The sequence below is a fragment of the Chromatiales bacterium genome, from assembly GCA_014762505.1.
Taxonomy (GTDB): Bacteria; Pseudomonadota; Gammaproteobacteria; order SpSt-1174; family SpSt-1174; genus SpSt-1174.
Genome location: JABURS010000028.1, coordinates 1 through 24,017, shown reverse-complemented (window position 1 = coordinate 24,017; position 24,017 = coordinate 1). Strand labels below are relative to the sequence as shown.

The 24,017-nt window shown below is 68.3% G+C and carries 22 protein-coding genes; 4 read left to right on the top strand and 18 right to left on the bottom strand.

Annotation, left to right across the window (positions count from 1 at the left end; genetic code table 11):
• Positions 1-22: 22 nt before the first annotated feature.
• From HUJ28_02835 to leuC, 14 genes are all read right to left on the bottom strand, one after another.
• Positions 23-598: an SPOR domain-containing protein gene (locus tag HUJ28_02835; GenBank protein MBD3618391.1), complete on the bottom strand. Its 576-nt coding sequence runs from the start codon at positions 596-598 to the stop codon at positions 23-25.
• Between the two features lie 31 nt (positions 599-629).
• Positions 630-1,895 carry a bifunctional tetrahydrofolate synthase/dihydrofolate synthase gene (gene folC / locus HUJ28_02830; protein ID MBD3618390.1) on the bottom strand — a complete coding sequence of 422 codons (1,266 nt, stop codon included), beginning with the start codon at positions 1,893-1,895 and terminating at the stop codon, positions 630-632.
• A 24-nt stretch (positions 1,896-1,919) separates the two neighbouring features.
• Positions 1,920-2,780 (bottom strand): acetyl-CoA carboxylase carboxyltransferase subunit beta, encoded by an 861-nt coding sequence (locus HUJ28_02825; protein ID MBD3618389.1) that lies wholly within the window; start codon positions 2,778-2,780, stop codon positions 1,920-1,922.
• Positions 2,781-2,831: 51 nt separating this feature from the next.
• Complete coding sequence (locus tag HUJ28_02820; protein ID MBD3618388.1) at positions 2,832-3,650, bottom strand: tryptophan synthase subunit alpha; 819 nt, start codon at positions 3,648-3,650, stop codon at positions 2,832-2,834.
• Complete coding sequence (trpB, locus tag HUJ28_02815; protein MBD3618387.1) at positions 3,647-4,846, bottom strand: tryptophan synthase subunit beta; 1,200 nt, start codon at positions 4,844-4,846, stop codon at positions 3,647-3,649. Before trpB ends, HUJ28_02820 begins: the two co-directional genes overlap by 4 nt.
• 13 nt (positions 4,847-4,859) lie before the next feature.
• Positions 4,860-5,486, bottom strand: coding sequence for a phosphoribosylanthranilate isomerase (locus HUJ28_02810; protein MBD3618386.1), 627 nt, complete (start codon positions 5,484-5,486; stop codon positions 4,860-4,862).
• Between the two features lie 86 nt (positions 5,487-5,572).
• Positions 5,573-6,352 carry a tRNA pseudouridine(38-40) synthase TruA gene (truA, locus tag HUJ28_02805; GenBank protein ID MBD3618385.1) on the bottom strand — a complete coding sequence of 260 codons (780 nt, stop codon included), beginning with the start codon at positions 6,350-6,352 and terminating at the stop codon, positions 5,573-5,575.
• Positions 6,349-7,035, bottom strand: a complete 687-nt coding sequence (locus tag HUJ28_02800) for a hypothetical protein (protein MBD3618384.1) — start codon at positions 7,033-7,035, stop codon at positions 6,349-6,351. Before HUJ28_02800 ends, truA begins: the two co-directional genes overlap by 4 nt.
• An 89-nt stretch (positions 7,036-7,124) precedes the next feature.
• Positions 7,125-10,304, bottom strand: a complete 3,180-nt coding sequence (locus HUJ28_02795) for a hypothetical protein (protein MBD3618383.1) — start codon at positions 10,302-10,304, stop codon at positions 7,125-7,127.
• 155 nt (positions 10,305-10,459) lie between these two features.
• Positions 10,460-11,485: an aspartate-semialdehyde dehydrogenase gene (locus tag HUJ28_02790; GenBank protein MBD3618382.1), complete on the bottom strand. Its 1,026-nt coding sequence runs from the start codon at positions 11,483-11,485 to the stop codon at positions 10,460-10,462.
• Between the two features lie 54 nt (positions 11,486-11,539).
• A complete protein-coding gene (gene leuB, locus HUJ28_02785; GenBank protein ID MBD3618381.1) occupies positions 11,540-12,619 on the bottom strand; it encodes a 3-isopropylmalate dehydrogenase in 1,080 nt (359 codons plus the stop codon).
• A 56-nt stretch (positions 12,620-12,675) separates the two neighbouring features.
• On the bottom strand, positions 12,676-13,326 hold the full coding sequence (leuD, locus tag HUJ28_02780; GenBank protein MBD3618380.1) for a 3-isopropylmalate dehydratase small subunit: 651 nt from the start codon (positions 13,324-13,326) through the stop codon (positions 12,676-12,678).
• Positions 13,327-13,330: 4 nt separating this feature from the next.
• On the bottom strand, positions 13,331-13,468 hold the full coding sequence (locus HUJ28_02775) for an entericidin A/B family lipoprotein (protein ID MBD3618379.1): 138 nt from the start codon (positions 13,466-13,468) through the stop codon (positions 13,331-13,333).
• Between the two features lie 16 nt (positions 13,469-13,484).
• The gene (leuC, locus tag HUJ28_02770) at positions 13,485-14,891 is read right to left on the bottom strand and encodes a 3-isopropylmalate dehydratase large subunit (protein ID MBD3618378.1); all 1,407 of its coding nucleotides are present in this window, start codon (positions 14,889-14,891) and stop codon (positions 13,485-13,487) included.
• Between the two features lie 114 nt (positions 14,892-15,005).
• Here leuC and HUJ28_02765 point away from each other — a divergent pair, with 114 nt between their 5' ends.
• Positions 15,006-15,878 carry a LysR family transcriptional regulator gene (locus tag HUJ28_02765; protein ID MBD3618377.1) on the top strand — a complete coding sequence of 291 codons (873 nt, stop codon included), beginning with the start codon at positions 15,006-15,008 and terminating at the stop codon, positions 15,876-15,878.
• 20 nt (positions 15,879-15,898) lie between these two features.
• On the opposite strand, the gene HUJ28_02760 is transcribed toward HUJ28_02765, so the two are convergent.
• Complete coding sequence (locus tag HUJ28_02760) at positions 15,899-17,095, bottom strand: MFS transporter (GenBank protein ID MBD3618376.1); 1,197 nt, start codon at positions 17,093-17,095, stop codon at positions 15,899-15,901.
• 4 nt (positions 17,096-17,099) lie between these two features.
• Positions 17,100-18,197, bottom strand: coding sequence for a chorismate synthase (aroC, locus tag HUJ28_02755; protein ID MBD3618375.1), 1,098 nt, complete (start codon positions 18,195-18,197; stop codon positions 17,100-17,102).
• A 116-nt stretch (positions 18,198-18,313) separates the two neighbouring features.
• On the opposite strand from aroC, the gene HUJ28_02750 reads away from it, so the two are divergent.
• Positions 18,314-20,020: a DUF3592 domain-containing protein gene (locus tag HUJ28_02750; protein ID MBD3618374.1), complete on the top strand. Its 1,707-nt coding sequence runs from the start codon at positions 18,314-18,316 to the stop codon at positions 20,018-20,020.
• A 32-nt stretch (positions 20,021-20,052) separates the two neighbouring features.
• On the opposite strand, the gene hemN is transcribed toward HUJ28_02750, so the two are convergent.
• Entirely contained in the window at positions 20,053-21,441 is a 1,389-nt protein-coding gene (gene hemN / locus HUJ28_02745; protein ID MBD3618373.1) for an oxygen-independent coproporphyrinogen III oxidase, read from the bottom strand.
• Positions 21,442-21,486: 45 nt separating this feature from the next.
• On the bottom strand, positions 21,487-22,401 hold the full coding sequence (gene prmB / locus HUJ28_02740) for a 50S ribosomal protein L3 N(5)-glutamine methyltransferase (GenBank protein MBD3618372.1): 915 nt from the start codon (positions 22,399-22,401) through the stop codon (positions 21,487-21,489).
• Between the two features lie 48 nt (positions 22,402-22,449).
• Between prmB and HUJ28_02735 the strand changes: the two genes are divergently transcribed.
• Together HUJ28_02735 and psd are read left to right on the top strand one after the other, a co-directional pair.
• Positions 22,450-23,094, top strand: a complete 645-nt coding sequence (locus tag HUJ28_02735) for an SCO family protein (protein MBD3618371.1) — start codon at positions 22,450-22,452, stop codon at positions 23,092-23,094.
• 8 nt (positions 23,095-23,102) lie between these two features.
• A complete protein-coding gene (gene psd / locus HUJ28_02730; protein MBD3618370.1) occupies positions 23,103-23,987 on the top strand; it encodes a phosphatidylserine decarboxylase in 885 nt (294 codons plus the stop codon).
• Positions 23,988-24,017: the final 30 nt, after the last annotated feature.

Here is a 24,017-nt window from a genome sequence, read left to right as displayed (position 1 = left end):
CGGCGTGAAGACATGCAAAACCTCAGGGCTGAGAGACCACCAGGCCCTTGAGCCCCTGCTCCTGCTCCAGGCGTACGGCCAGCCCCTCGGCGTCGGCGCGCGCGGCCGGCGGCCCCACCTTCACGCGATACACGTGAATCTCGCCACTGCTGAAGGGCTCGACGAAGGCCTCGAAGCCCTTCTCACGCAGGCTCTTGCGCAGCGTCTGCGCACGCCCCTCCTCGCTGAAACTGCCGACCTGCACGACCCAACCCTCTTCGGTCACGGCCTCACCACGCTCGGCGGGGGCGGAGGGCGTGGCCCGGGCCACGGGCTCGGCCGGCCGCGGCCTGGCCGTCTCGGCAGGTGCCGGGGCCGGCTCCGACGCCTGCACCGGGGCCGGCGCCTCGGCCGGCAGACTGCGTTCGACCGGCTCGGGCGCCGTCGGCCGTTCCGGCAGGCGCTCGGGCGCCGGAAACAGCGGTTCCGGCGGGATGTCCATGTCCACCCGCACATGCCCCTCGCGGCCGGAGCCGTCGAGCAGCATGGGCAGGAAGATCGCGGCCAGGGCGATCAGCACGGCAAGTCCGACCAGTCGTTGCTTGATAGGGATATCCACGCTGTCTCTCGTCACTCAGTGGGCACGGGCATTATAGGCATCGGTCCAGCACGGCGGCCACGGTGTAGAAGGAGCCGAACACGATGATGCGGTCGCCGGGCAGGGCCGCGCGGCGGGCAGCCTCGTAGGCCTCGAAGACCGTGGGGTGTCGCTCCACACCGATGCCGGCCGGCACCAGCGCCTGCAGCTCGTCGGCCAGCGCCTGGGTCGGACGCGCCCGGGCGACGTCGAGCCCGCCGACGTACCAGGCGTCGACCAGGGGAAGGAACGGCCGGGCGATGGCCTCCAGGTCCTTGTCGGCCAGCACGGCACACACGGCCAGGGTCTGTCCGGCGACGGGATCTGCCGCCAGGGTCTGAGCGAAGACCCGTGCACTGTCCGGATTATGGGCCACGTCCAGGATGGTCTCGGCAGGCCCGGGCAGCCGCTGATAACGCCCGCCCAGACGGGCCGCGGACAGCCCGACCTCGATATGGGCACGCGAGACCGGCAGGCGTTCGCGCAGCAGTTCCAGACCCATGAGCACACAGGCGGCGTTGTCGTACTGGACGGCCCCGGCCAGCGCCGGCCGGGGCAGTTCGTCCAGCCGCCGATCGTCCGTGCGCCAGCTCCAGTCGCCCTCCCCAAGCTCGACGTCGAACTCTTCGCCGATGCGATAGAGTGTCGCCCCCACGGAGGCGGCATGCGCCAGGATCGAGCCCGGCGGCTCGCGGTCGCCGCAGACCACCGGGCGTCCGGCACGCATGATCCCGGCCTTCTCCCGGCCGATGGACTCGCGATCCTCGCCCAGCCACTCGACGTGGTCGAGACCGATGCTGGCGATCAGCGCCAGGTCGGCGTCGAGGATGTTGACGGCGTCCAGCCGGCCGCCGAGACCGACCTCCAGCAGGATCACGTCCACCGCCTGCTGGCGGAACACCTCCAGCGCGGCCAGCGTGCCGAACTCGAAATAGCTGAGGCTGATATCGCCGCGCGCCGTATCGATGCGCGCGAAGGCCTCGCAGAGGGCCTCGTCGGTGACAGGAAGGCCATCCACGCGCACACGCTCGTTGTAGCGCAGCAGATGCGGCGAGGTATAGGCACCGACGCGCCGGCCGGCGGCCTGGTGGATGGCCTCGAAATAGGCCACGCAGGAGCCCTTGCCGTTGGTGCCGGCGATGGTGATGACGGGGGCGTCGGGCCGGGTCAGGCCGAGCCGCCGGGCCACCTCGCCGACGCGCTCCAGGCCCAGGTCGATGGCGGTGCTATGCGCGGTCTCCTGCCAGGCCAGCCATTCGTCGAGGGTCTGAAAGCGCATGGGCCCGCAGCGTTCCGGGCGGGATCAGGGGGCCGGACGATGGGTCATGATGGCGAGCAGGCTCGCCACCCGGTCGCGCAGGTCGCGACGATCGACGATCATGTCGATGGCACCGTGCTCGAGCAGGAACTCACTGCGCTGGAAACCCTCCGGCAGGGTCTCGCGCACGGTCTGCTGGATGACGCGCGGACCGGCGAAACCGATCAGGGCGTTAGGCTCGGCGATGTGCACATCGCCCAGCATGGCGAAGCTGGCCGACACCCCGCCCATGGTCGGGTCGGTGAGCACCGAGATGAAGGGCACGCCCCGGCGCGACAGGCGGGCCAGTGCCGCCGAGGTCTTGGACATCTGCATGAGCGAGAACAGCGCCTCCTGCATGCGCGCCCCGCCACTGGCGGAGAAGCAGATCAGGGGGATCTCGGCCTCCAGGCTGGCATTGGCCGCGCGCACGAAGCGCTCGCCCACCACCGAGCCCATGGAACCTCCCATGAAACGGAAGTCGAAGGCCGCCGCCACCAGCGGCAGGCCCTTGACCGCCCCGCGCATGACGATCAGCGCGTCCTTCTCGCCGGTGGCCTTTTGCGCGGCGACCAGGCGATCCTTGTAGCGCTTGCTGTCACGGAACTTGAGGATGTCGACGGGTTCGATCTCGCCACCGATCTCCTCGCGCGGGGCCTCGTCCAGGAAGACATCCAGGCGACGGCGCGCATCGATGCGCATGTGGTGGGAGCACTTGGGACAGACCTCGAGGTTGCGCTCGAGCTCGGCGCGATAGAGCACGGCGCCGCAGGCGTCGCACTTGTTCCACAATCCCTCGGGTACGCCGCGCTTGCCGGTGGCGTCGGTGCGGATGCGTGAAGGAAGCAGTCGTTCCAGCCAGCTCATGGTGGTGTCCTCAATCCTGTCGTTGTTCTCTGTCTCGATTCCGTGGACCGCTCAGGCGGCCTTCACCGCGGCATCCATGGCCTCGCGCATGGCGCTTAACAATGCCCCGACCTGCTCCCGGGCGACCTCGGGCTGGGTCACGTTTTCGGCAATGCGCCGCACGATGGCGCTGCCGACCACCACCGCATCGGCCACGGTGGCCACGCGTGCCGCGGTGTCGGCATCCGAGATGCCAAAACCCACACCCACCGGGGTCTGTGCATGGCGGCGTATCGCCGCCAGCTTGGCCGCGACGGCTTCCACGTCCAGGGTGGCGGCCCCGGTCACGCCCTTCAGCGAGACATAGTAGACGAAGCCGCTGGCCGCCTGGCAGATGGCGTCGATGCGGGCCTCGGTGCTGGTCGGCGAGAGCAGGAAGATGGGATCGATGGCCTGGGCCTTCAGGGCCTCGACCAGCTCGTGGCCCTCCTCCGGCGGCAGGTCCACGGTGAGCACGCCGTCCACGCCCACGGCCGCCGCCTCCTGGGCGAAGGCCTCCACGCCCATGATCTCGATCGGGTTGAGATAGCCCATGAGCACCACCGGGGTGTCCTGGTCCTGCTCGCGGAACTCGGCCACCATCTCCAGGACGTTGCGCAGGCTGACGTGGTGTTCCAGCGCGCGTTCGCAGGCCTGCTGGATCACCGGGCCGTCGGCCATGGGGTCGGAGAACGGCACGCCCAGCTCGATGAGGTCGGCGCCGGCCGCCACCATCGCGTGCATGAGCGGCACGGTGGTCTCCGGCCGCGGGTCGCCGGCGGTGACATAGGGGATGAGGGCCTTGCGGCCCTGCGCCTTGAGGTCGGCGAAGCGATGCGGGATACGGCTCATAACGTGATTCCTTCCAGGCGGGCGACGGTGTTGATGTCCTTGTCGCCACGGCCCGACAGGTTGACCACGATCACCTTGTCCGGGCCGAGCTGGGGCGCGAGCTTGCGCACGTAGGCCAGGGCGTGGCTGCTCTCCAGCGCCGGGATGATGCCCTCGGTGCGGGTGATCTCGTGGAAGGCCTGCATGGCCTCCTCGTCGGTCACGGCCACGTAGTTGGCGCGCCCGGCATCCTTCAGCCAGGCATGCTCGGGGCCGACGCCGGGATAGTCCAGACCGGCGGAGACGGAATGCGTGGCGATGATCTGCCCGTCCACGTCCTCCATCAGGTAGGTGCGGTTGCCGTGCAGCACGCCGGGCTTGCCCGCGCACAGCGGGGCGGCGTGCCGGCCGGTGTCCAGGCCGAAGCCGGCCGCCTCGACGCCATACATCGCCACCTCGGCATCGTCGAGGAAGGGATGGAACAGGCCGATGGCATTGGAGCCGCCGCCAACGCAGGCGACCAGCGCATCCGGCAGGCGGCCTTCCTTCTCCAGGATCTGGCGCCGCGCCTCGCGGCCGATCACGGACTGGAAGTCGCGCACCATGGCCGGGTAGGGATGGGGGCCGGCCACGGTGCCGATGATGTAGAAGGTGTCGTCGACGTTGGTCACCCAGTCGCGCATGGCCTCGTTCAGCGCATCCTTGAGCGTACGCGAGCCGGACTTCACCGACACCACCTCGGCGCCCAGCAGGCGCATGCGGTAGACGTTGGGCGCCTGGCGCTGCACGTCCTCCTCGCCCATGTACACCACGCACTTGAGGCCCAGGCGCGCGGCCACCGTGGCCGAGGCCACGCCGTGCTGGCCCGCGCCGGTCTCGGCGATGATGCGGGTCTTGCCCATGCGCTTGGCGAGCAGGGCCTGGCCGATGGTGTTGTTCACCTTGTGCGCACCGGTGTGATTGAGGTCTTCGCGCTTGAGATAGATGCGCGCACCGCCGAGCTTCTGCGTCCAGCGCTCGGCCAGGTAGAGCGGGCTCGGGCGCCCGACGTAATCGGCCAGGTCACGGTCGAACTCGGCCTGGAAGGCCGGGTCGGCCTTCATCTCCTCGTAGGCGGCCTGCAGCTCCAGCAGGGGTTGCATCAGGGTCTCGGCCACGAAACGGCCACCATAGGGGCCGAAATGACCCCGTGCGTCCGGATAGGCGGACCAGATCATCGGCTGGGTTTTCTCACTCGCTGTCGACACTTTTTACCTCGTCTATGAAGGCAGCCATCTTGACGGCATCCTTGATGCCCGGGGCCTGCTCCACCCCGCTGCTGACGTCCACGCCCCACACCCGGTTCTGGTGCAATGCCTGGGCGACGTTGCCGGCGTTGAGCCCGCCGGCCAGTATCACCGGACGCGGCAGTCTGGGCGGGATCACCCGCCAGTCGAAGGTCTCGCCGGTACCGCCGGCCGCGCCCGGGGCGTGGCTGTCGAGCAGAAAACCCGCGGCATCCGGATAGGTGTTCATGTAGCCAGCCACGTCGATGGCCCCACCCATGGGCACGGCCTTGAGATAGGGCCGCCCGTAGAGGCCGCAGTCGGCCGGGCACTCGTCACCATGGAACTGCAGCACGTCCAGCGCCACTTCGGCCAGGGTCTCGCGTACGACCTCGGCGCGCGCATCCAGAAACAACCCCACCGTGGTGACGAAGGGTGGCAGGGCCGCCACGATCGCCTGCGCCGCGGCCGGCTCGATGTGGCGCGGGCTCTTCGGATAGAAGACGAAGCCCAGCGCATCGGCGCCGAGTTCGGCCGCGCAGAGGGCGTCTTCCAGACGCGTGATGCCGCAGATCTTGATGCGGGTTCGCATGGCCTCGCCACGGGTTTTCAATGGACCGCCTAGCCTACCAGAAATCGCGGGGCTGGACGACGCAAACCACGCCCCTGGCGGGGTCTTCAGCCGAACACCGGCGGGGCGGGAGGTGGCGGCAGATCGACGTCCGCATCGTAGTAGGCGGTGACGAAATACAGGCCATGCGCCGGGGCCGTCACCCCGCCCAGCGTGCGGTCGCGCACCGCCAGCAGCTCCTCCGCCCATTCCACCGGGCGCTCGCCCTGGCCGATGGCCATCAGCACCCCGGCGATGTTGCGCACCATGTGGTGCAGAAAGCCGTTGGCATGCACGTCCAGGTAGAGAAAGTCGCCGGAACGGGTGACCCTGAGTTCGTAGAGTTCGCGCACAGGGTGCTTGGCCTGGCAGCCCAGCGCCCGGTAGGAAGAGAAGTCGTGCTCGCCGAGCAGGGCCTGACCGGCCTCGTGCATGCGCGCCTCGTCCAGGCGATGATAGTGCCAGGTGACGCGCCGCTGGTGCAGGGCCGGACGCACCCAGCGGTTGTCGATGACGTAGCGATAGCGGCGCGAACGGGCGGAGAAACGGGCATGAAAGTCGTCGGCGACCGGCTGGGCCCAGCGGATGGCGATGTCGTCCGGCAGGTTGCAGTTCGTACCCAGCACCCAGGCGCGCAGGCTGCGATCGGCATCGCTGTCAAAATGGATGACCTGCCCCAGCGCATGCACCCCGGCATCGGTGCGGCCGGCGCAGTAGACCTCCACGGGGTGATCGGCCACCCGCGAGAGTGCGGCCTCGACCCGCCCCTGCACGGTGTCGCCATGCGACTGGCGCTGCCAGCCCATGTAACGGCTGCCATCGTATTCCACGGCCAGGGCGATTCTCATGACAGCATCCTCGCCGGCCCCAGCAGCAGCAGAGCGACCACGAACAGCAGCCAGCCGGCCCATTGCCACACCCCGGGGAGGGACGACAGCTGCAGGTTCACCACGGCACCCTGTTCCGCCTCCGCCCGACCGAGCGTCTGCTCGCCGAGCACTGCGGCCCGTTGAACCAGGCCATCGCGGGCCTCCGGCTGCCCGGGTCGCCCCCGTACGCGCCGGGCATGATCCAGCATGGCCTCGATACGCTCGAGCGTGAGTACCAGGCGCAGCACGAAGCGGTCGACCGGCACCCGCAGCCAGGCCAGCGGCCGCAGCAGCCAGTACAGGCTGGCGGCCAGTTCGTCGCGCGCGGTTGTCTCCAGCAGCCAGTGGACGGCGGCCACGATCAGCACCAGGCCCGCGACCCGCTCGCCGCCCAGGACCAGGCCCTCGCGGCTGAACCAGGCGAGACCCGGCCAGTCCGCCAGCGCCTCGCCCGGCGTCCCCAGACCGAAGGCCAGCAGGATCGCGAGGAAGAAGTAACGCAGGCGCGCGACCATGCGCCACAGCCGCGCCCCGTTGGCGACGGTGGATAGTCCATAGAGACAGGCGAGCAGCAGTGCGGCAACCAGCAACGCCGGCCAGTCGGCGCGGGCGAGAAAGACCAGCAGGGCCAGCAGGCCGAGGATGCGGATGAGCGGATGCATGGGCGGCGATGGTACCCCGTTTGACGCGCACAAAAAAAGCCGGGGCCACCAGGGCCCCGGCCTTCGATCGCACGCGGCGCGTCGGCAGATCAGGCGATCTGGTTCAGCAACTCCTGCGCCTCCTGCTTCTGTGCCGCGTTGCCCTCGGTCATGACCTCTTCCAGGGTGCTGCGGGCACCCTCGTCATCACCCATGTCGATGTAGGCCTTGGCAAGATCGAGCTTGGTGCCGACTTCATCGCCACCGGAAATGAGGTCGCTTTCCTCCTCCTCTTCACCAAAGGCCAGGCCCTCGCTCCCGGTCTCGGCGGTGGCCGCCTCGTCCAGACCGAAGTCCAGATCGCCGACATCCAGCTCCACCGTCTCGTCCACGGCCGCGGTCGCGGGCTCTTCCATGGCCTCTTCGCCACCCAGGTCGAAATCGCTGGTATCGAGCTCGAAACCGACGTCCAGTGCGTCGTCGGTGGCCTCGGTGTCGGGCTTGGTCTCCGTTTCGGCCTCGCCGCCGCCCAGATCGAATTCACCGAGATCGAACTCCAGCTCGCCGGTCTCCTCGGCCAGCGAGGGGGACTCGCCGGTGGCATCCGTATCGGCCGTGGCGCCCTCGCCCAGGTCGAGATCGGCGCCGAAATCGCCGAGATCCAGGGCATCCGCCTCGTCCGACTCCGCGACGTCCGACATGTCCATGCTCATGGTCTCGTCGGCGCCGGCAAAGCCCAGGGACGTCTCTTCCTGCGTCGGCTCCGGCTCGCCCAGGTCGAAGTCACCCAGGTCCAGATCACCACCCAGATCCAGTGCATCGTCCTGCGGGGCGGAGAGCGACTCGTCGAGATCGGCCCCGAGGTCGATATCCGCGGTGGCCGGCTTCTCGCGCTCGAAATCGGCCGCCGAGAAGCCGCCGGTATCGGTCCCCGTAAACAGCGGGTTATCGCTCTTGAGCTCCTTGCCCATGGCCGCCACACGCGCCCACATCGGGCTCGACTCGTCGCCCAGCGCCTCGTGCAGGCCGCGGGCGGCCTCTTCGAAGCCGGCAAGATTGCGTGCAGCGAAATGGGTCTCGGCCAGCTTGAGCTGGTAGACCGGCTTGTTCGGATGACCGGCAATCGCCGTCTTCAGCAGGTCTTCCGCCTGCTGGTAAAGACCATAGGCGATGTAGACATCGGCCTCTTCCGTGGTCTCGTCGGTTTCGATGTCGCCGGACTCGCCGGGCGCCGCAGGCGCCGCAGCGCTGAGGGCCTGCGTGGACTCCAGATCCACCGCTGCGGGGGCCTCGGCCTCGAGGTCGAAATCCATCTCCGCTGGCGCTTCGGCCCTGGTACTGGCCGGCGACTCGACCGCCGGTGCCGGCTCGGCCGCTTCACTCGCCAGGGGCGCCGCCGCGACGGCTGCGGCTGGAGCTGCTGCCTCAGCCGCCCCGGACTTTTTTCCCTTCTTTTCCTTCTTCTCCCGGGGCTTCTTCTCGGCCTTCGGCTTGTCGCCGCCCTTGCCGCGACGCAGCAGCAGCGCGACCAGGGCCAGGATCAGCAGGCCACCAAAGCCCGCGGCCATCAACATGTTCGGGTTGGCCAGCAGGTCATCGAGGAAGCTCGGTGCCGGCGCCGGCTGGGGCGGCGTCACCTTGGGCTCCGGCACGGGGGCCGGGGCGGTCTCGGTATCCATGGGCGCTTCAGCCACGGGTGCTTCTTCAGCCACGGGGGCTTCGGCCGGGGCGGGCTCGACGGTCTCCGGCGCGGCGGCCTCGGTATCTGCCGGTTCCGCACGCTCCTCGGTAGTGGGCGCGACCTCCGGCTCCGATGCTGCCTCCGGCATCGGCTCGGCGGCAGGCTCCTCGGCCGGTCCGGCCGTCGGTGCCTGTTCTGCTGCCGGGGCGGCAGACGCCTCCGCTTCGACCCGCGCCTGCAGGTTCTGCAGTTCTTCGTCCTTCAGTTCGATCAGGCGGTCCTTGCGGGCCAGGGTCTCTTCCAGTTCCTGGACCCGGGACTGGAGCTCCTGGGTCTCCATGCGGCGGGATTCGGCCTGTTCGCGCAGTATGGCGAGCTCGCGCTGCAGGCTGGCGGTGTCCTCGCCATCGCCAACCACCTGTCCACCCTCGGTGCCACGTTGCTCCTCGGTGCCGACCAGTTCCAGACGTCCCTCGGCAGTCTCTGCCGGGGCCTCGCTCACGGTCTCGCCGTCGGCGGCCGGAGCCGCCTCGCCGGCGGGCACGCTGGCCACGCCCTGGGGCACGGCCTGGCCGGCCACCTGGGCGCGGTATTCGCGCCACAGGGCATTCTGCTCGCTCACCTCGGCCATGGCCTGGGCACGGCTCAGGGACTGGATCTCCTCGCGCGAGGGCACGCGCAGGACATAGCCGCTCTTGAGGTTGTTGATGTTGTCGTTGTAGAAGGCCTCGGGATTGGCGCGCAGCAGGGCCATCATCATCTGCGGCATGGAGATGCTGTCGTCGGGACGGACCTGCTGGGCGATCTGCGAGAGGGTGTCGCCCCGCTGGGTACGCAGCTCCTCGGTACGGGCCGCCGCCACATCGATCGGGATGCGCGGGAAGAGCTCGAATTCTTCCGGCGCCGTGGCGACCGGCTCGGCGTCCCCATAGCTATAGGTCTCGCGCGGGGCCGGCAGGATCACGCTGTCCCCTCCGGCACGCGGGACCGGCTCGGTACGGGACACGGGGGCTGGCGGCGGGGGCTCGTAGGCCGGCACCGGCTCGGGCTCGACGGGGGCCGCTAGAGGCTCGGGTTCGGGCGCGACCGCCTCGGGCATGGGCGCCGGAGCAGGTGCCGGAGCAGGAGCAGGAGCCAGCTCGGGGGCACCTGCCACCGGCGGCACCGGCACGGCGGCCGGCTCGGGGGCGACCTCCGGGGCGGCGGCCGCGGCGGCCCGCCGCTCCTCGAAGAAGACCGGCGGGTCGAGCAGAATGGTGTATTCGCGCAGCAGCCGGCCACGGGGCCAGCGGATCTCGACCAGGAAGTTGAGGAAGGGCTCGCGAATGGGCTGGGCGGTGGTGACGCGGATCACGGGCTCGCCGTTGGCGTTCATCACCGGCTCGAACTGGAGTTCCCGCAGCAGGTAGGGACGATCGATGCCGACCCGCTCGAAGACCTCGGCCGAGGCCAGTTCGACCCGCAACGTCGCCAGGTCGCTCTCGGTCGCCGACACCAGGTCGATCTCGGCCTTGAGCGGCTGATGCAGTGCCGAGTCGACTTCGATCTCCCCCAGTCCCAGGGCGTGGGAAATTGCCGGAATCAGGGTTCCCAGCAGGGCTAAGCCCAAGGCCAATCTACGCACTTGTTATTCCCCTCATTATGACGTTCATGCCGGCCATGCACCCCAGCCTCCCTTATTTTTCTCCAACACCAGGGCCCTGACAGCAACTCCCGAGAGTTTACTTTAAGCAAGCCACTCGAAATAAGTGCTGTAACTATAGATTACAAATAGTCTTTTATCAAAATCTCGGCGATTTGAACACTATTTAGTGCCGCCCCCTTGCGCACGTTGTCGGCCACCACCCAGAGGTTGATGCCCCGCGGGTGCGAGATATCCTCGCGGATACGCCCCACCCAGGTGGGATCGTTGTTGGCGCCCTCGGTCACGGCCGTGGGGTAGCCACCGTCCTTGCGATCGTCCAGCACCTTCACACCCGGGGCCTTTTCCAGCAGCTTGCGCACGGCCTCGGCACTGATCTTCTCGCGGGTCTCGATGTGCACCGCCTCGGAGTGGCCGAAGAACACGGGCACGCGCACCGCCGTCGGGTTCACCAGGATGCTCTCGTCCCCCATGATCTTGCGGGTCTCCCACACCATCTTCATCTCTTCCTTGGTGTAACCGTTGTCCTGGAAGACGTCGATGTGCGGCAGGCAGTTGAAGGCGATCTGCTTCGGGTAGACCTCGCAGGCCACCTCGCCCTTGCCGTTGAGCAGGTCCGCGCTCTGGCGCGCCAGTTCCTCGATGGCCTCCTTGCCCGTGCCGGACACCGCCTGGTAGGTGCAGACGTTGATGCGCTCGATGCCCACGGCGTCGTGGATCGGCTTGAGGGCCACCAGCATCTGGATGGTCGAGCAGTTCGGGTTGGCGATGATGCCCCGCACGGTGTAATCGGCAATGGCCTGCGGATTGACCTCGGGCACCACCAGCGGGATGTCCTTGTCGTAGCGGTACTGCGAGGTGTTGTCGATGACCACGCAACCGGCGGCCGCCGCCTTGGGCGCGAACTCGGCGGAGATGGAGGCACCGGCGGAGAACAGGCCGATCTGCACCTTCGAGAAATCGAAGGTGGCCAGGTCCTCGACCGTGATCTGCTTGCCGCCGAAGTCGACCTTCTTGCCGGCGGAGCGGCTGGAGGCCAGCGGGTAGACCTTGCCCACCGGGAACCTGCGCTCGGCGAGTATGGACAGCATGGTTTCGCCGACAGCACCGGTGGCGCCGACGACGGCTACATCGTATGTCTTGCTCATGAGTATCTATCCCAGTCTGTATTCGGTGAATGAAGGTCGCGCGCGGGGCTCGGTTCAGTCGGCCAGCGCGGCGACGATGGCGTCGCCCATCTCGGCCGTGCCCACCTTGCGGCAGCCGGCCGAGTAGATGTCGGCGGTGCGCAGCCCCTGGTCGAGCACGCGCCCGACGGCGGCCTCGATACGGTCGGCCAGCTGCGGCTGTTCCAGGCTGTAGCGCAGCATCATGGACACGGAGAGGATGGTGGCCAGCGGATTGGCGATGCCCTGGCCCGCGATGTCGGGGGCGGAACCGTGGATGGGTTCGTACATGCCCAGGCCCGAGGCATTCAGCGAGGCCGAGGGCAGCATGCCGATGGAGCCCGTGAGCATGGCCGCGGCATCCGAGAGGATGTCGCCGAACATGTTGGAGGTGACCATCACGTCGAACTGCTTGGGTGCACGCACCAGCTGCATGGCGGCGTTGTCGACATACATGTGGCTCAGCTCGACCTCCGGGTAGTCCTTGCCCACGGCGGTCACCACCTCGCGCCACAGCTCGGAGACCTCGATGACGTTGGCCTTGTCCACCGAGCACAGGCGCTTGTTGCGTTTCATTGCCACGTCGAAGGCCGCGCGCGCGATGCGCTCGATCTCGGATTCGCTGTAGCGCATGGTGTTGTAGCCGTCACGCTCGCCGCCATCCAGGGTGCGGATGCCGCGCGGTTCGCCGAAGTAGATGCCGCCGGTGAGCTCGCGCACGATCATGATGTCCAGCCCCGCGACCACCTCGGGCTTGAGCGTGGAGGCCTCGGCCAGCTGCGGATAGAGGATGGCCGGGCGCAGGTTGGCGAACAGATCCAGTTCCGAGCGGATGCCGGGCAGGCCGCGCTCCGGGCGTAGCTCGCGCGGCAGGGTGTCGTACGGCGGGCCGCCGACGGCACCGAGCAGCACCGCATCGGACTGCTTCGCGAGCTCCAGCGTCACCTCGGGCAGCGGGTGCCCCTCGGCGTCGTAGCCGGCACCGCCGATAGGGGCCTCTTCCATCTCGATGGACAGGCCATGGTCGCGGCGCAGGGCCTCGAGCACCTTCACGGCCTCGGCCACGATCTCAGGACCAATGCCGTCGCCCGGCAGTACCAGCAGTTTGCTCGTCATGATCTAGTGCCTCTGTATCTTTATATGTCAGTCGTGATGCGTCACAGGCATCGTGTTCAGGACGCGGCCTCGCGGAACAGCCAGGGCGCCTCGGCCCGGCGTTTTTCCTCGTAGGCGCGAATCGCGTCAGCGTGCTGCAGGGTCAGCGCGATGTCGTCCAGTCCGTTCAGCAGGCAGTGCTTGCGGAAGGGATCGACCTCGAAGCCGAAGGCCTCGCCCGCAGGCGTGGTCACCGTCTGCGCCGCCAGGTCGATGACCAGGCGGTAGCCCTCGGTCGCCTCCGTCTCGCGGAACAGCTGGTCGACCACCGCCTCGTCGAGCTGGATCGGCAGCAGCCCGTTCTTGAAGCTGTTGTTGAAGAAGATGTCGGCGAAGCTCGGCGCGATCACGGCACGAAAACCATAGTCGGTCAGCGCCCACACCGCGTGTTCACGCGAGGAGCCGCAGCCGAAGTTCTTGCGCGCCAGCAGGATCTCGGCGCCCTGGTAGCGCGGCTGGTTGAGCACGAAGTCGGGATTCGGTCGACGCTGGCTCATGTCCATGCCGGGCTCGCCCGGATCGAGGTAACGCCAGTCGTCGAAGGCATTGGGGCCAAAGCCCGTGCGCTTGACCGACTTGAGGTACTGCTTGGGGATGATGGCATCGGTGTCCACGTTGGAACGATCCAGCGGGGCCACGAGCCCATCCACGACGGTAAATGCCTGCATGATCTTAGTCTCTGTTCTCGCTGCTCTTCTGCATGCTCTCGCCCAGGTTCTCGATGTCCTTGCCCAGGCCCTTCATGGTCTCGCAGCCGCTCAGTGCCACCAGGACCATCACCAGCAATGCCATTGCCACGACTCGCTTCATCACGACCACTCCTGTCTCAGGAAACCAGTTCACGCACATCGACAAAATGCCCGGCCACTGCCGCGGCCGCGGCCATGGCGGGGCTCACCAGGTGGGTGCGCCCGCCCTGCCCCTGGCGACCCTCGAAGTTGCGGTTCGAGGTCGAGGCGCAGCGCTCGCTCGGCTCGAGCCGGTCGGCGTTCATGGCCAGGCACATGGAACAGCCGGGCTCGCGCCACTCGAAACCCGCGTCGAGGAAGATCCGGTCCAGGCCTTCCTTCTCGGCCTGGGCCTTCACCAGGCCCGAGCCCGGGACGACCATGGCCAGCTTGACGTTGTCGGCGACCTTGCGCCCCCTGGCCACGGCAGCGGCGGCGCGCAGGTCCTCGATGCGCGAGTTGGTGCAGGAGCCGATGAACACCTTGTCGACCGCAATATCGCTGATCGGCATGTTCGGCGAAAGCCCCATGTATTCCAGTGCGCGGCGCATGCCGTCGGCACGTACCGCGTCCATCTCCTGCTCCGGGTCCGGCACGCGGCCGTTGACCGGTGCGACCATCTCGGGCGAGGTGCCCCAGGTGACCTGCGGCTTGATGCCGGCGGCATCGATGCGCACCACGCGATCGAACTCGGCGTCCTCGTCCGAATGCAGCTCGAACCAGGCCGCGACGGCGCGATCCCACTCGTCGACGCGCGGGGCGTAGGGGCGGCCCTGTACATACTCGACGGTGGTCTCGTCCACCGCCACCATGCCGGCGCGTGCGCCGGCCTCGATGGCCATGTTGCACACGGTCATGCGCCCTTCCATCGACAGCGCGCGGATCGCCTCGCCACCGAACTCGATGGCGTAGCCGGTGCCACCGGCGGTGCCGATCTCGCCGATGATGGCGAGCACGATGTCCTTGGCGGTGACGCCCGGGCCGACCTGCCCGTCCACGCTGATGAGCATGGACTTCGACTTCTTCTGCAGCAGCGTCTGGGTGGCGAGCACGTGCTCCACCTCGGAGGTGCCGATGCCGAAGGCCAGCGCGCCGAAGGCGCCGTGGGTAGAGGTATGCGAATCGCCGCAGACCACGGTCATGCCCGGCAGGGTCGCGCCCTGCTCCGGGCCGATCACGTGCACGATGCCCTGGCGGCTGTCGTTCATGCTGAACTCGGTGATCCGGAACTCGCGGCAGTTGGCGTCCAGCGTCTCCACCTGGGTGCGCGACACCGGGTCGGCGATGCCGTGGCTGCGGTCGGTGGTGGGGACGTTGTGGTCCGGCACCGCCAGCACCGAGCTGCCGCGCCAGGGCTGGCGCCCCGCCAGGCGCAGACCCTCGAAGGCCTGCGGGGAGGTCACCTCGTGCACCAGGTGGCGGTCGATGTAGAGCAGCGCCGTGCCGTTTTCCTCGCGCACCACGTGCGCGTCCCAGAGCTTGTCGTAGAGCGTTTTTCCAGCCATGTATCGGATCTCACTTGAGGATGGCGACCAGTCTACGCATCGCGTTAGAATAACGCCAATTCATATTTTTCATATATTTGATTCCTCACAGGAATCCAATCAGGAGGCATCGCCATGGAGATCCAGGCCCTGCAGACCTTCGTCGCCGTGGCCGAGGCGGCCTCGGTCTCCCGCGCCGCCGAGGCCCTGCACCTCACCCAGCCGGCCGTGAGCAAGCGGCTCGCGGGGCTGGAGACCGAACTCGGTACGCCGCTGTTCGACCGCATCGGCCGGCGCCTGGCGCTCACCGAGGCGGGCCGCACCCTGCTGCCCAATGCCCGGCGCATCCTGCAGGAGCTGGAGGAGAGCCGCCGGCTCATCGCCAACCTCTCGCTGGAGGTGCGCGGCCCGCTCAGCCTGGCCACCTCCCACCACATCGGCCTGCATCGCCTGCCGCCGGTGCTGCGCCGCTACACCCGCGACCATCCGCAGGTGGAACTGGACCTGCGCTTCATGGATTCGGAGGCCGCCTGCGCCGCGGTGGAGCACGGCGATCTGGAACTGGCGGTGGTCACGTTACCCTCGGCCCCCGCGCCCGTCCTTGACACAGGCCTCGTCTGGGACGATCCGCTGGTGGTCGTCACCGGGCTCAACCACCCGCTCGCCGGGCGGGGCCAGGTGGCGCTGCGCGAGCTGGCCGCCTACCCCGCCATCCTGCCGGCCGTGGGCACCTACACCCGCGAGATCATCGCCGGCGCCGTGGCGGCCACGGGCACCACACTCAACGTCAATCTCGAGACCAACTACATGGAGACCATCAAGATGATGGTCTCCATCGGCCTGGGCTGGAGCGCGCTGCCCCGCACCATGCTCGGCCCGGAACTCCGGGAACTCCATGTAGAAGAATTACGGCTGGTTCGCCAGCTCGGCACGGTACGCCACCGCGAGCGCACGCTGTCCAACGCCGCCCAGGCCTTCATCGAGACACTGGCCGCACACCCGGACTAGCGGCCAGGCGCCTCCCCTGCCTAGACGTCCCTCAGCGAGCGCCCCTGCGCGGCCAGCAGGCGCGGGACCAGGACACGGGTGGCGATGGCGGCCAGGATGCCGAGGCCGGCGAGCATCGCCGCCAGCAGGTAGGTGGCCGCCCCGCCCTGGCCCTCCCAGACATACCCGCTGGCCAGGCTGCCCAGCGCCCCGCCCACCCCGAAGCTCAGGCTGGAATACAGGGCCTGGCCGCGCCCCTGCAGGCGTCCGGGAAACAGCCTGTGGATCAGCGAGATGGCCGCGGCGTGATACAGCCCGTAGCTCGCCGCGTGCATGAGCTGGGCGACCAGCAGCACCGGCACCACGTCCACGAACAGGGCGATGAGCACCCAGCGCAGCGTGGTCACGACGATGGCGAACAGCAGCAGGCGCGAGGCGCCGAAGCGCGGCAGCAGCCGGTGCATCTGGGTGAAGACCAGCACCTCGGCGACCACTCCCAGCGCCCACAGCGAGCCGACCACGCTGCGCGCATAGCCGTGGTCCTCGAGGTAGATGCTGAAAAAGGTGTAGTAGGGGCCGTGGCTGGCCTGCATGAAGAAGCAGGCGGCGAACAGCGCGATCACCGCCGGCGTGCGCAGCACCCGCCAGATCGAGACGCCGTCGTCCTGCGCGACCACCTCCCCCTCGCCCGGCACGAACAGGGCATTGAGCCAGATGCCGCCCAGCAGCAGCAGCACGATCACCGGCAACCACTGGATACCGATGGCATCGAACACCGGCGACATCAGGCTCACGCTGACGATGAAGCCGATCGACCCCCACAGGCGGATGTGCGCATAGCGGTGGGCGTCCTCGCGCAGGTGCCCCATGGTGGTGGCCTCCAGCTGCGGCAGGGTCGCGTGCCAGAAGAAGCTGAAGGCGGCCATGAGGATGGCCAGCGGCCAGTAGCCGCTGACGAAGATCACGCCCATGAAGATGAGGAAGGCGAGGAAGGTGGCGATGCGGATGATGCGCATGCGCTGGCCGGTGTGGTCGGCCATCCAGCCCCAGAGGTTGGGGGCGATGATCTTGGTGGCGACCAGGATGGCCATCAGCTCGCCGATGGCGGCGGGGGCGAAGCCGAGGTCGGCCAGGTACAGCGACCAGAACGGGACGAAGGCCCCGATGCTCGCGAAATAGAAGAAGTACAGCCCGGACAGCCGGTAATACGGGGCCGGGCCTGGGGCGGTGGCACGCATGCCGTCAGGCAGAGGCCGGGATGTCCGGGAGGTCCGTGGTGACGTCGGCGTTCTGGGCGCGGTGGCGCAGCATGTGGTCCATCAGCACGATGGCCAGCATGGCCTCGGCGATGGGGGTGGCGCGTATGCCCACGCAGGGGTCGTGGCGGCCGGTGGTGATCACCTCGGCGGGGTTGCCGTCGAGGTCCACGCTGCGTCCGGGCAGGCGCATGCTGGAGGTCGGCTTGAGCGCGATGGACACCGCGATGTCCTGCCCCGAGGAGATGCCGCCCAGCACGCCACCGGCGTGGTTGGAGAGGAAACCGTCCATGGTGATCTCGTCGCGGTGCTCGGTGCCCTTCTGCTCCACGCAGGCAAAGCCCGCGCCGATCTCCACGCCCTTGACCGCATTGATGGCCATCATCGCGTGGGCGATGTCGGCATCCAGCCGGTCGAAGATGGGTTCGCCCCAGCCCGGCGGCACGCCCTGGGCCACCACGTTGATGCGCGCGCCGATGGAGTTGCCCTCCTTGCGCAGGGCGTCCATGTACTTTTCCATCTCGGCCACCTTGCCGGCGTCCGGACAGAAGAAGGGATTGTTCTCCACCTCGTCCCAGTCGAAGGCCTCGGCCCGGATGGGGCCGAGCTGGGCGAGGTAGCCGCGGATGAGCACGCCATGGCGTTCCTTCAGGTACTTCTTGGCGATGGCGCCGGCCGCCACGCGCATGGCCGTCTCGCGGGCCGAGGAACGGCCGCCGCCGCGGTAGTCGCGCAGGCCGTATTTCCTGTAATAGGTGTAATCGGCGTGCCCCGGACGGAAGGTGTTCATGATGTCGCCGTAGTCCTTGGAGCGCTGGTCCACGTTGCGGATCATGAGCGCGATCGGCGTGCCGGTGGTACGGCCCTCGAACACGCCGGAGAGGATCTCCACCTGGTCGGGTTCACGGCGCTGGGTGGTGTGGCGCGTCTTGCCGGGGCGGCGGCGCTCCAGGTCCTGCTGCAGGTCGGCCTCGGAGAGTTCCATACCGGGCGGGCAGCCGTCGACGATGCAGCCGATGGCCGGGCCGTGACTCTCACCGAAGGAGGTGACCGTGAACAGTTTGCCGATGCTGTTTCCTGACATGGCGCGCATTGTAGCAGGTTTCCGCGCCGTGTCGCCGTTCGCGCGTGCCCGCCTTCCGCCTTATCAGCCACGGCCAAAAACCGCATAATGCATCGGTCTTTGGGCGGGAGCGGCGCGTGAAAACCACCACGAAAAAGAAGGCCGGCAAGGGCCTCAACTACTTCGGCCTGATCTTCGTCGCCGTCGGGCTCGGCTTCGGGATCTTCATGATCGGTGGCGCGGCACTCAATTATCTCGAGGCCCGCGACTGGGTGCCGGTGCAGGCCACGGTGCTTGCCACCGACCTGCACGTCTCGCGCAGCGACGACGGCACCACCTACCGGGTCGATGCCACCTACCGCTACCGCTTCGATGGCCGGGACTACACGGGCACCCGCGTGAGCGTGCACGGCGGCAGCGACAACATCGGCGACTACCACCAGCGCTGGCACAGCAAGCTGGCCCATGCCCAGCGCAACAACCACCACCTCACCGCCTGGGTGAACCCCGCCGATCCGACCGAGGCCCTGCTCGACCGCGAACTGCGCTGGCCGCTCATGGGCTTCATGTCCATCTTCGCCATCGTCTTCGCGGGGGCCGGCCTGTTCTTCACCTTCATCGGCCGCCTTGCCCAGCGCAAGGCCGGGCAGGACCTGCACGGCCGCCCCGTGATCCGCGAAAAGGGGCTGGCCCAGGTCTACGTGTTCGGCTTCATGACGGCGATGTTCACGCTCATCCCGCTGCCCGGCGTCCTGGCGATCCCGGAGGAGATCGGCAAGGGCAACCTGGCCATTCTCGTTGTGTTGTTGTTCCCGCTCGCCGCCCTGTGGCTCGGATACATGACGGTCAAGGGCTATCTCGGCTGGAAGCGCTTTGGCGTGGTCGAGGTACGACTGGATCCGCACCCGGGCCAGGTCGGTGGCGCGGTGGCCGGCACCATCAAACTCGAAGGCCGGCTGGCCAGCCGGGAACAGGTGGACGTGCAGCTGCTGTGCAAGCACGTGCGTATCCGCCGCAGCGGCAAGAGCACCAGCCGCAGCGAGACCGTGCTGTGGGAGCGTACCCAGACGCTCACGCCCATGGCGGTGGGCCGCGGCACCCAGCTCGAGTTCCGCTTCGACACGCCGCCCGACCTGCCGCCGAGCGATGAGCCGGATCGCGACTACCACGAGTGGGAACTGCATCTCACCGCCGAGGTGCCCGGCGTGGACCTGGACCGACGCGTGACGATCCCGGTGGAGCAAAACGAGAATCCACGCCCCAGCCACATCCGTGCCGCCCCCGAGCTGGAGTCCGTGCACGCCGACATCGAGATCCCGGCGAAGGTGGTCGGGATCGAGACCCGCGGCGACAGCCATCGCTTCGCCTACCCTAGTTCGCGACTGCGCGGCATGGGCGTCGCCCTGCTCGTGTTCGGGGTGGTGTTCTTCGTGCCGGTGGTGTTCCTCGGGCGCGGCATCGTGGAAGACCCTTCTGACTGGTTCGCCTGGGCCGGGGGGCTGTTCGGTCTCGTCTTCGGCCTGGTCGGCCTCGGCCTGTTCCTCGCAGGCGTCTACATCGCCGGCAACTCGCTGGAAGTGATCGTGCACAACGGCGAGATCACCAGCCGGCGCACCCTGCTCGGGCTGAGCCGCGCACGCCGTGGCTTTGTCGACGATGTGGAGGAGATCCGGATCAAACAGGGGGGCTCGAGCACCGTGGGCGGCAGGCGCACGGTGTACTACCAGCTGCACGCGCTCTCCCGCAACGGGCGCAAGATACCGCTGGGTGACGGCATTCCCGGCTCCCATCTGGCCGAACACATCAAGCAGCGGCTGGAAGCGGCCATCGGTCTGACGACGTAGGCCCGCCGACCTCCCGGCGGGCAGCTGCGGGGTCAGATCACCCTGGAGAAACGCCGCTCGCGCGCCTCGCGCAGGTAGCGGTCAAACACCATGCAGATGTTGCGGATCAGCAGGCGCCCGCGCGGACTCACGCGAATGCCCCCGGCATCCAGGCTCAACAGGCCATCGGCCTCCATGACCCTCAGCGCCTCGAGTTCCTCGGCGAAGTAATCGGCAAAGACGATGCCGTGGCCCCGCTCCACCACGGCGAAATCCAGCACGAAGTGACAGATGAGGTCGGTGATGACGGCGCGTCGGAGTTTATCGTCGGCATCGAGTTCCACGCCGCGGAACACGGCGAGTTCGCCGGCATCGATGCGGGCGTAGTAGTCCTCGAGTCCTTTCAGGTTCTGCGCATAGGCATCGCCCACCATGCCGATGGAGGTCACGCCCATGGCCACCAGGTCGCACTCGGCGTGCGTGGAGTAGCCCTGGAAGTTGCGGTACAGCGTGCCCTCGCGCTGGGCCACGGCGAGCTCGTCATCGGGCTTGGCGAAGTGGTCCATGCCGATGTAGACGTAACCCGCCGCCGACAGCTGATCGATGGTCTGATGCAGGATCTCGAGCTTGTCGGCGGGACTGGGCAGCTCGGTCTCGTTGATGCGTCGCTGCGGCTTGAAGAGCTCGGGCATGTGCGCGTAGTTGAACACCGAGACGCGGTCGGGATTCACGTCGATGATGCGCGCCACCGTGTCGTGAAAACTCCCGGGCGACTGCAGCGGCAGGCCGTAGATGAGGTCGACGCTGATCGACCGGAAGCCCGCCGCGCGCGCCTCTCGGATCACGCCAAGGGTCTCTTCCTCGCTCTGGATGCGGTTCACGGCCTGCTGTACGCGCGGATCGAAGTCCTGCACGCCCAGGCTCAGCCGGTTGAAACCGATCTCGCGCAGGGTGGCGATGGTGTCCGGGTGCACCTCCCGCGGGTCGATCTCGATGGAGTACTCGCCGCTGTCGTCGCCGCGCAGGTTGAAGTGCTCGCCGGTCACGCGCATGAGTTCGCGCATCTGCGCGTGGCTGATGAAGGTCGGCGTGCCGCCGCCCCAGTGCAGCTGGTCGACGGGCCGGTGGTCGTCGAACAACGCCGCCTGCATCGCGATCTCGCGATGCAGGCGGTCCAGGTAGGGCTGCGCCCGGTCGCGGTTCTTCGTCACCACCTTGTTGCAGGCGCAGTAGTAACAGACCGTGTCGCAGAACGGCAGGTGGAAATACAGCGACAGCGGCCCGCCTTTCGCGTTCGTGGCCCGCGCGATCTCGGCATAACGCGCCGCCGTGAACCCCTCGTGGAACTGCACGGCGGTGGGATAGGAGGTATAGCGCGGCCCGGCCGTGTCGTAGCGGCGGATCAGGTCGGTATCGAATTCGATCTGCTGGGAAGTCGTCATGCCGGGCAACTTACCCGCGTGGATGCGCCCGGGCGATGACCTCGGTCAAGCCGCGGGCAGTTCCAGCGCCGCGAGCTGTTCGGCGGTGAGCAGGAACACGCCCTGCCCGCCGTGCTCGAACTCCAGCCAGGTGAAGGGCGCGTCGGGATAGGCCGCGACCAGCGCCGCCTCGCTGTTGCCGACCTCCACCACCAGGATGCCACCCGGATTGAGGTGACGGCCCGCCTCGCGCAGGATGCGATGGGCGATGTCCAGGCCGTCGTCGCCGGCGGCCAGCCCCAGCTCGGGCTCGGCACGGTATTCCTCGGGCAGGGCCGCCATGTCCTCGGCGTCCACGTAGGGAGGATTGGAGACGATGATGTCGTAACGGGCATCGCCCAGCGCGGCGAAGAGGTCGGACTCGATGGCGCGCACCCGCTCGCCGAGCTGATGGCGGCGGATGTTCTCCCCGGCCACGGCGAGGGCATCGGGGGAGATGTCGGCCAGATCCACCTCCGCCTCGGGGAAGGCGTGGGCGCAGGCGATGCCGATGCAGCCGCTGCCGGTGCACAGGTCGAGTACCCGGCGCACCTCGTCCGCCGCCACCCAGGGGGCGAAGCCGTCGTGGATCAGCTCCGCGATGGGCGAGCGCGGCACCAGCACGCGTTCATCGACGAAGAACTCCAGCCCGGCGAAAAAGGCCTGGCGGGTGAGATAGGCGGCCGGCTTGCGCTCGCTCACGCGACGCTCCAGCAGATTGGCGACCGCCTGCTTCTCCTCGGGCGTGAGACGGGCGTCGAGCAGGGTCGGCGGCAGGTCCGTGGGCAGGTGCAGGGCGTGCAGCGTGAGATAGGCGGCCTCGTCCAGGGCGTTGTCGGTGCCGTGACCGAAATGGATGCCCGCCTCGTTGAAGCGGCTCATGCCCCAGCGGATGAAGTCGCGGATGGTCTCGAGGCCGGTGGTGGAGGAACGTTGCTGCATCGCGATTGTCTGTGAGTAGGTCGGAAGCTGTGGAATAATACGCCCCCTATGGATACGCGCAAACTCAAAACCGCCCTCGTCTACGCCGGGGTCGCCATACTGGCCGTCGTGCTCGGCCTGCTGGCCGCCCGCTTCACGGGCCCCTCGGCCAGCAACACGGCCCCCGGTCTCGAGGTCGGAACCGCGCTGGGCGGCGAGGCCTACCAGGTCCCCGAATTCCGGCTCTCCGATCATCGCGGCGACGACTTCGACCAGACCCGCTTCGAAGGCCGCTGGAGCCTCGTCTTCTTCGGCTATACCTACTGCCCGGACATCTGCCCCACCACGCTCGCCACCATCAGCTCGACGCTCAAGGCCGTCGAGCCCGGCGAACACCCCGTGCAGGGCGTCTTCGTCTCGGTGGACCCGGAACGCGACCACCCGGAACGCATGGCCGACTACGTCAGCTACTTCCACGACGACATCGTCGGCATCACCGGCCCCGACGCCGAGATCACCCGGCTGACCGGCCCGCTCGGCATCCTCGCCGTCAAGACGCCGGACCCGAACGACCCGGACAACTACCTGGTGGACCACAGCGCCTCGATCCTGCTCATCGACCCCAAAGGCCGGCTGAGCGCCGTGTTCGGCGCCCCCCACGACCCGCTGGCCATGGCCCGCGACCTCGCCACGCTGCGCAAGCACTACCGCTGAACACAGGCATGACCGATCACAAGCCGTCCGTCGGGGACTACCTCAAGTCCCTGCCGCTGTATGCACTGCCCCATCACGCCATCTCCCGCGTGATCTTCGCCCTCACCCGGCTGCGTACGCCGCTGAAGGCCCCCTTCCTGCGCTGGTTCATCCGCCACTTCGGCGTGGACATGAGCGAGGCCCTGGAGCCGGACCCCGGGGCCTATGCGAGCTTCAACGCGTTCTTCACCCGGGCCATCCGCCCCGAGCTGCGACCGCTGGCCAGGGACCCGCAGCAGGTGGCCTCGCCGGTGGACGGCACCGTGAGCCAGGCCGGCCCCGTGACGAGCGGCCGGCTCGTGCAGGCCAAGGGACACGACTACAGCGTGCTGGAACTGCTCGGCGGCTCCGACGGCCTGGCCGAGGAATTCGCGGGCGGCCGCTTCACCACCCTCTACCTCTCGCCGCGCGACTATCACCGCATCCACATGCCGGTGGACGGCACCCTGCGCCGCATGACCCATGTCCCGGGCCGGCTGTTCAGCGTCGCCCCGCATACCGTGCGCACCGTGCCGCGGCTGTTCGCCCGCAACGAGCGCGTGGTCACGGTCTTCGACACCCCGCTGGGCGCCATGGCCATGGTCCTGGTCGGCGCCATCAACGTCGCCGCCATCGAGACGGTCTGGGCCGGCCTCGTCACCCCGCCCCACGGCCGGCGCATCACCACCACCCGCTACGGCGAGGACCGCCCCGCCCCCTTCCTGCGCAAGGGCGAGGAGATGGGGCGCTTCAACATGGGCTCGACGGTAATCCTGCTGTTCGCCGATTCCGGGGTGAACTGGTCAGACGACCTGCTACCCGGGGCGACGGTGCGCATGGGGCGCGCGATCGGGCGGGGGCCGGTGGGCGGGTAGCGCCAGGACAGCAGGGGCTGCGCCTCCGGC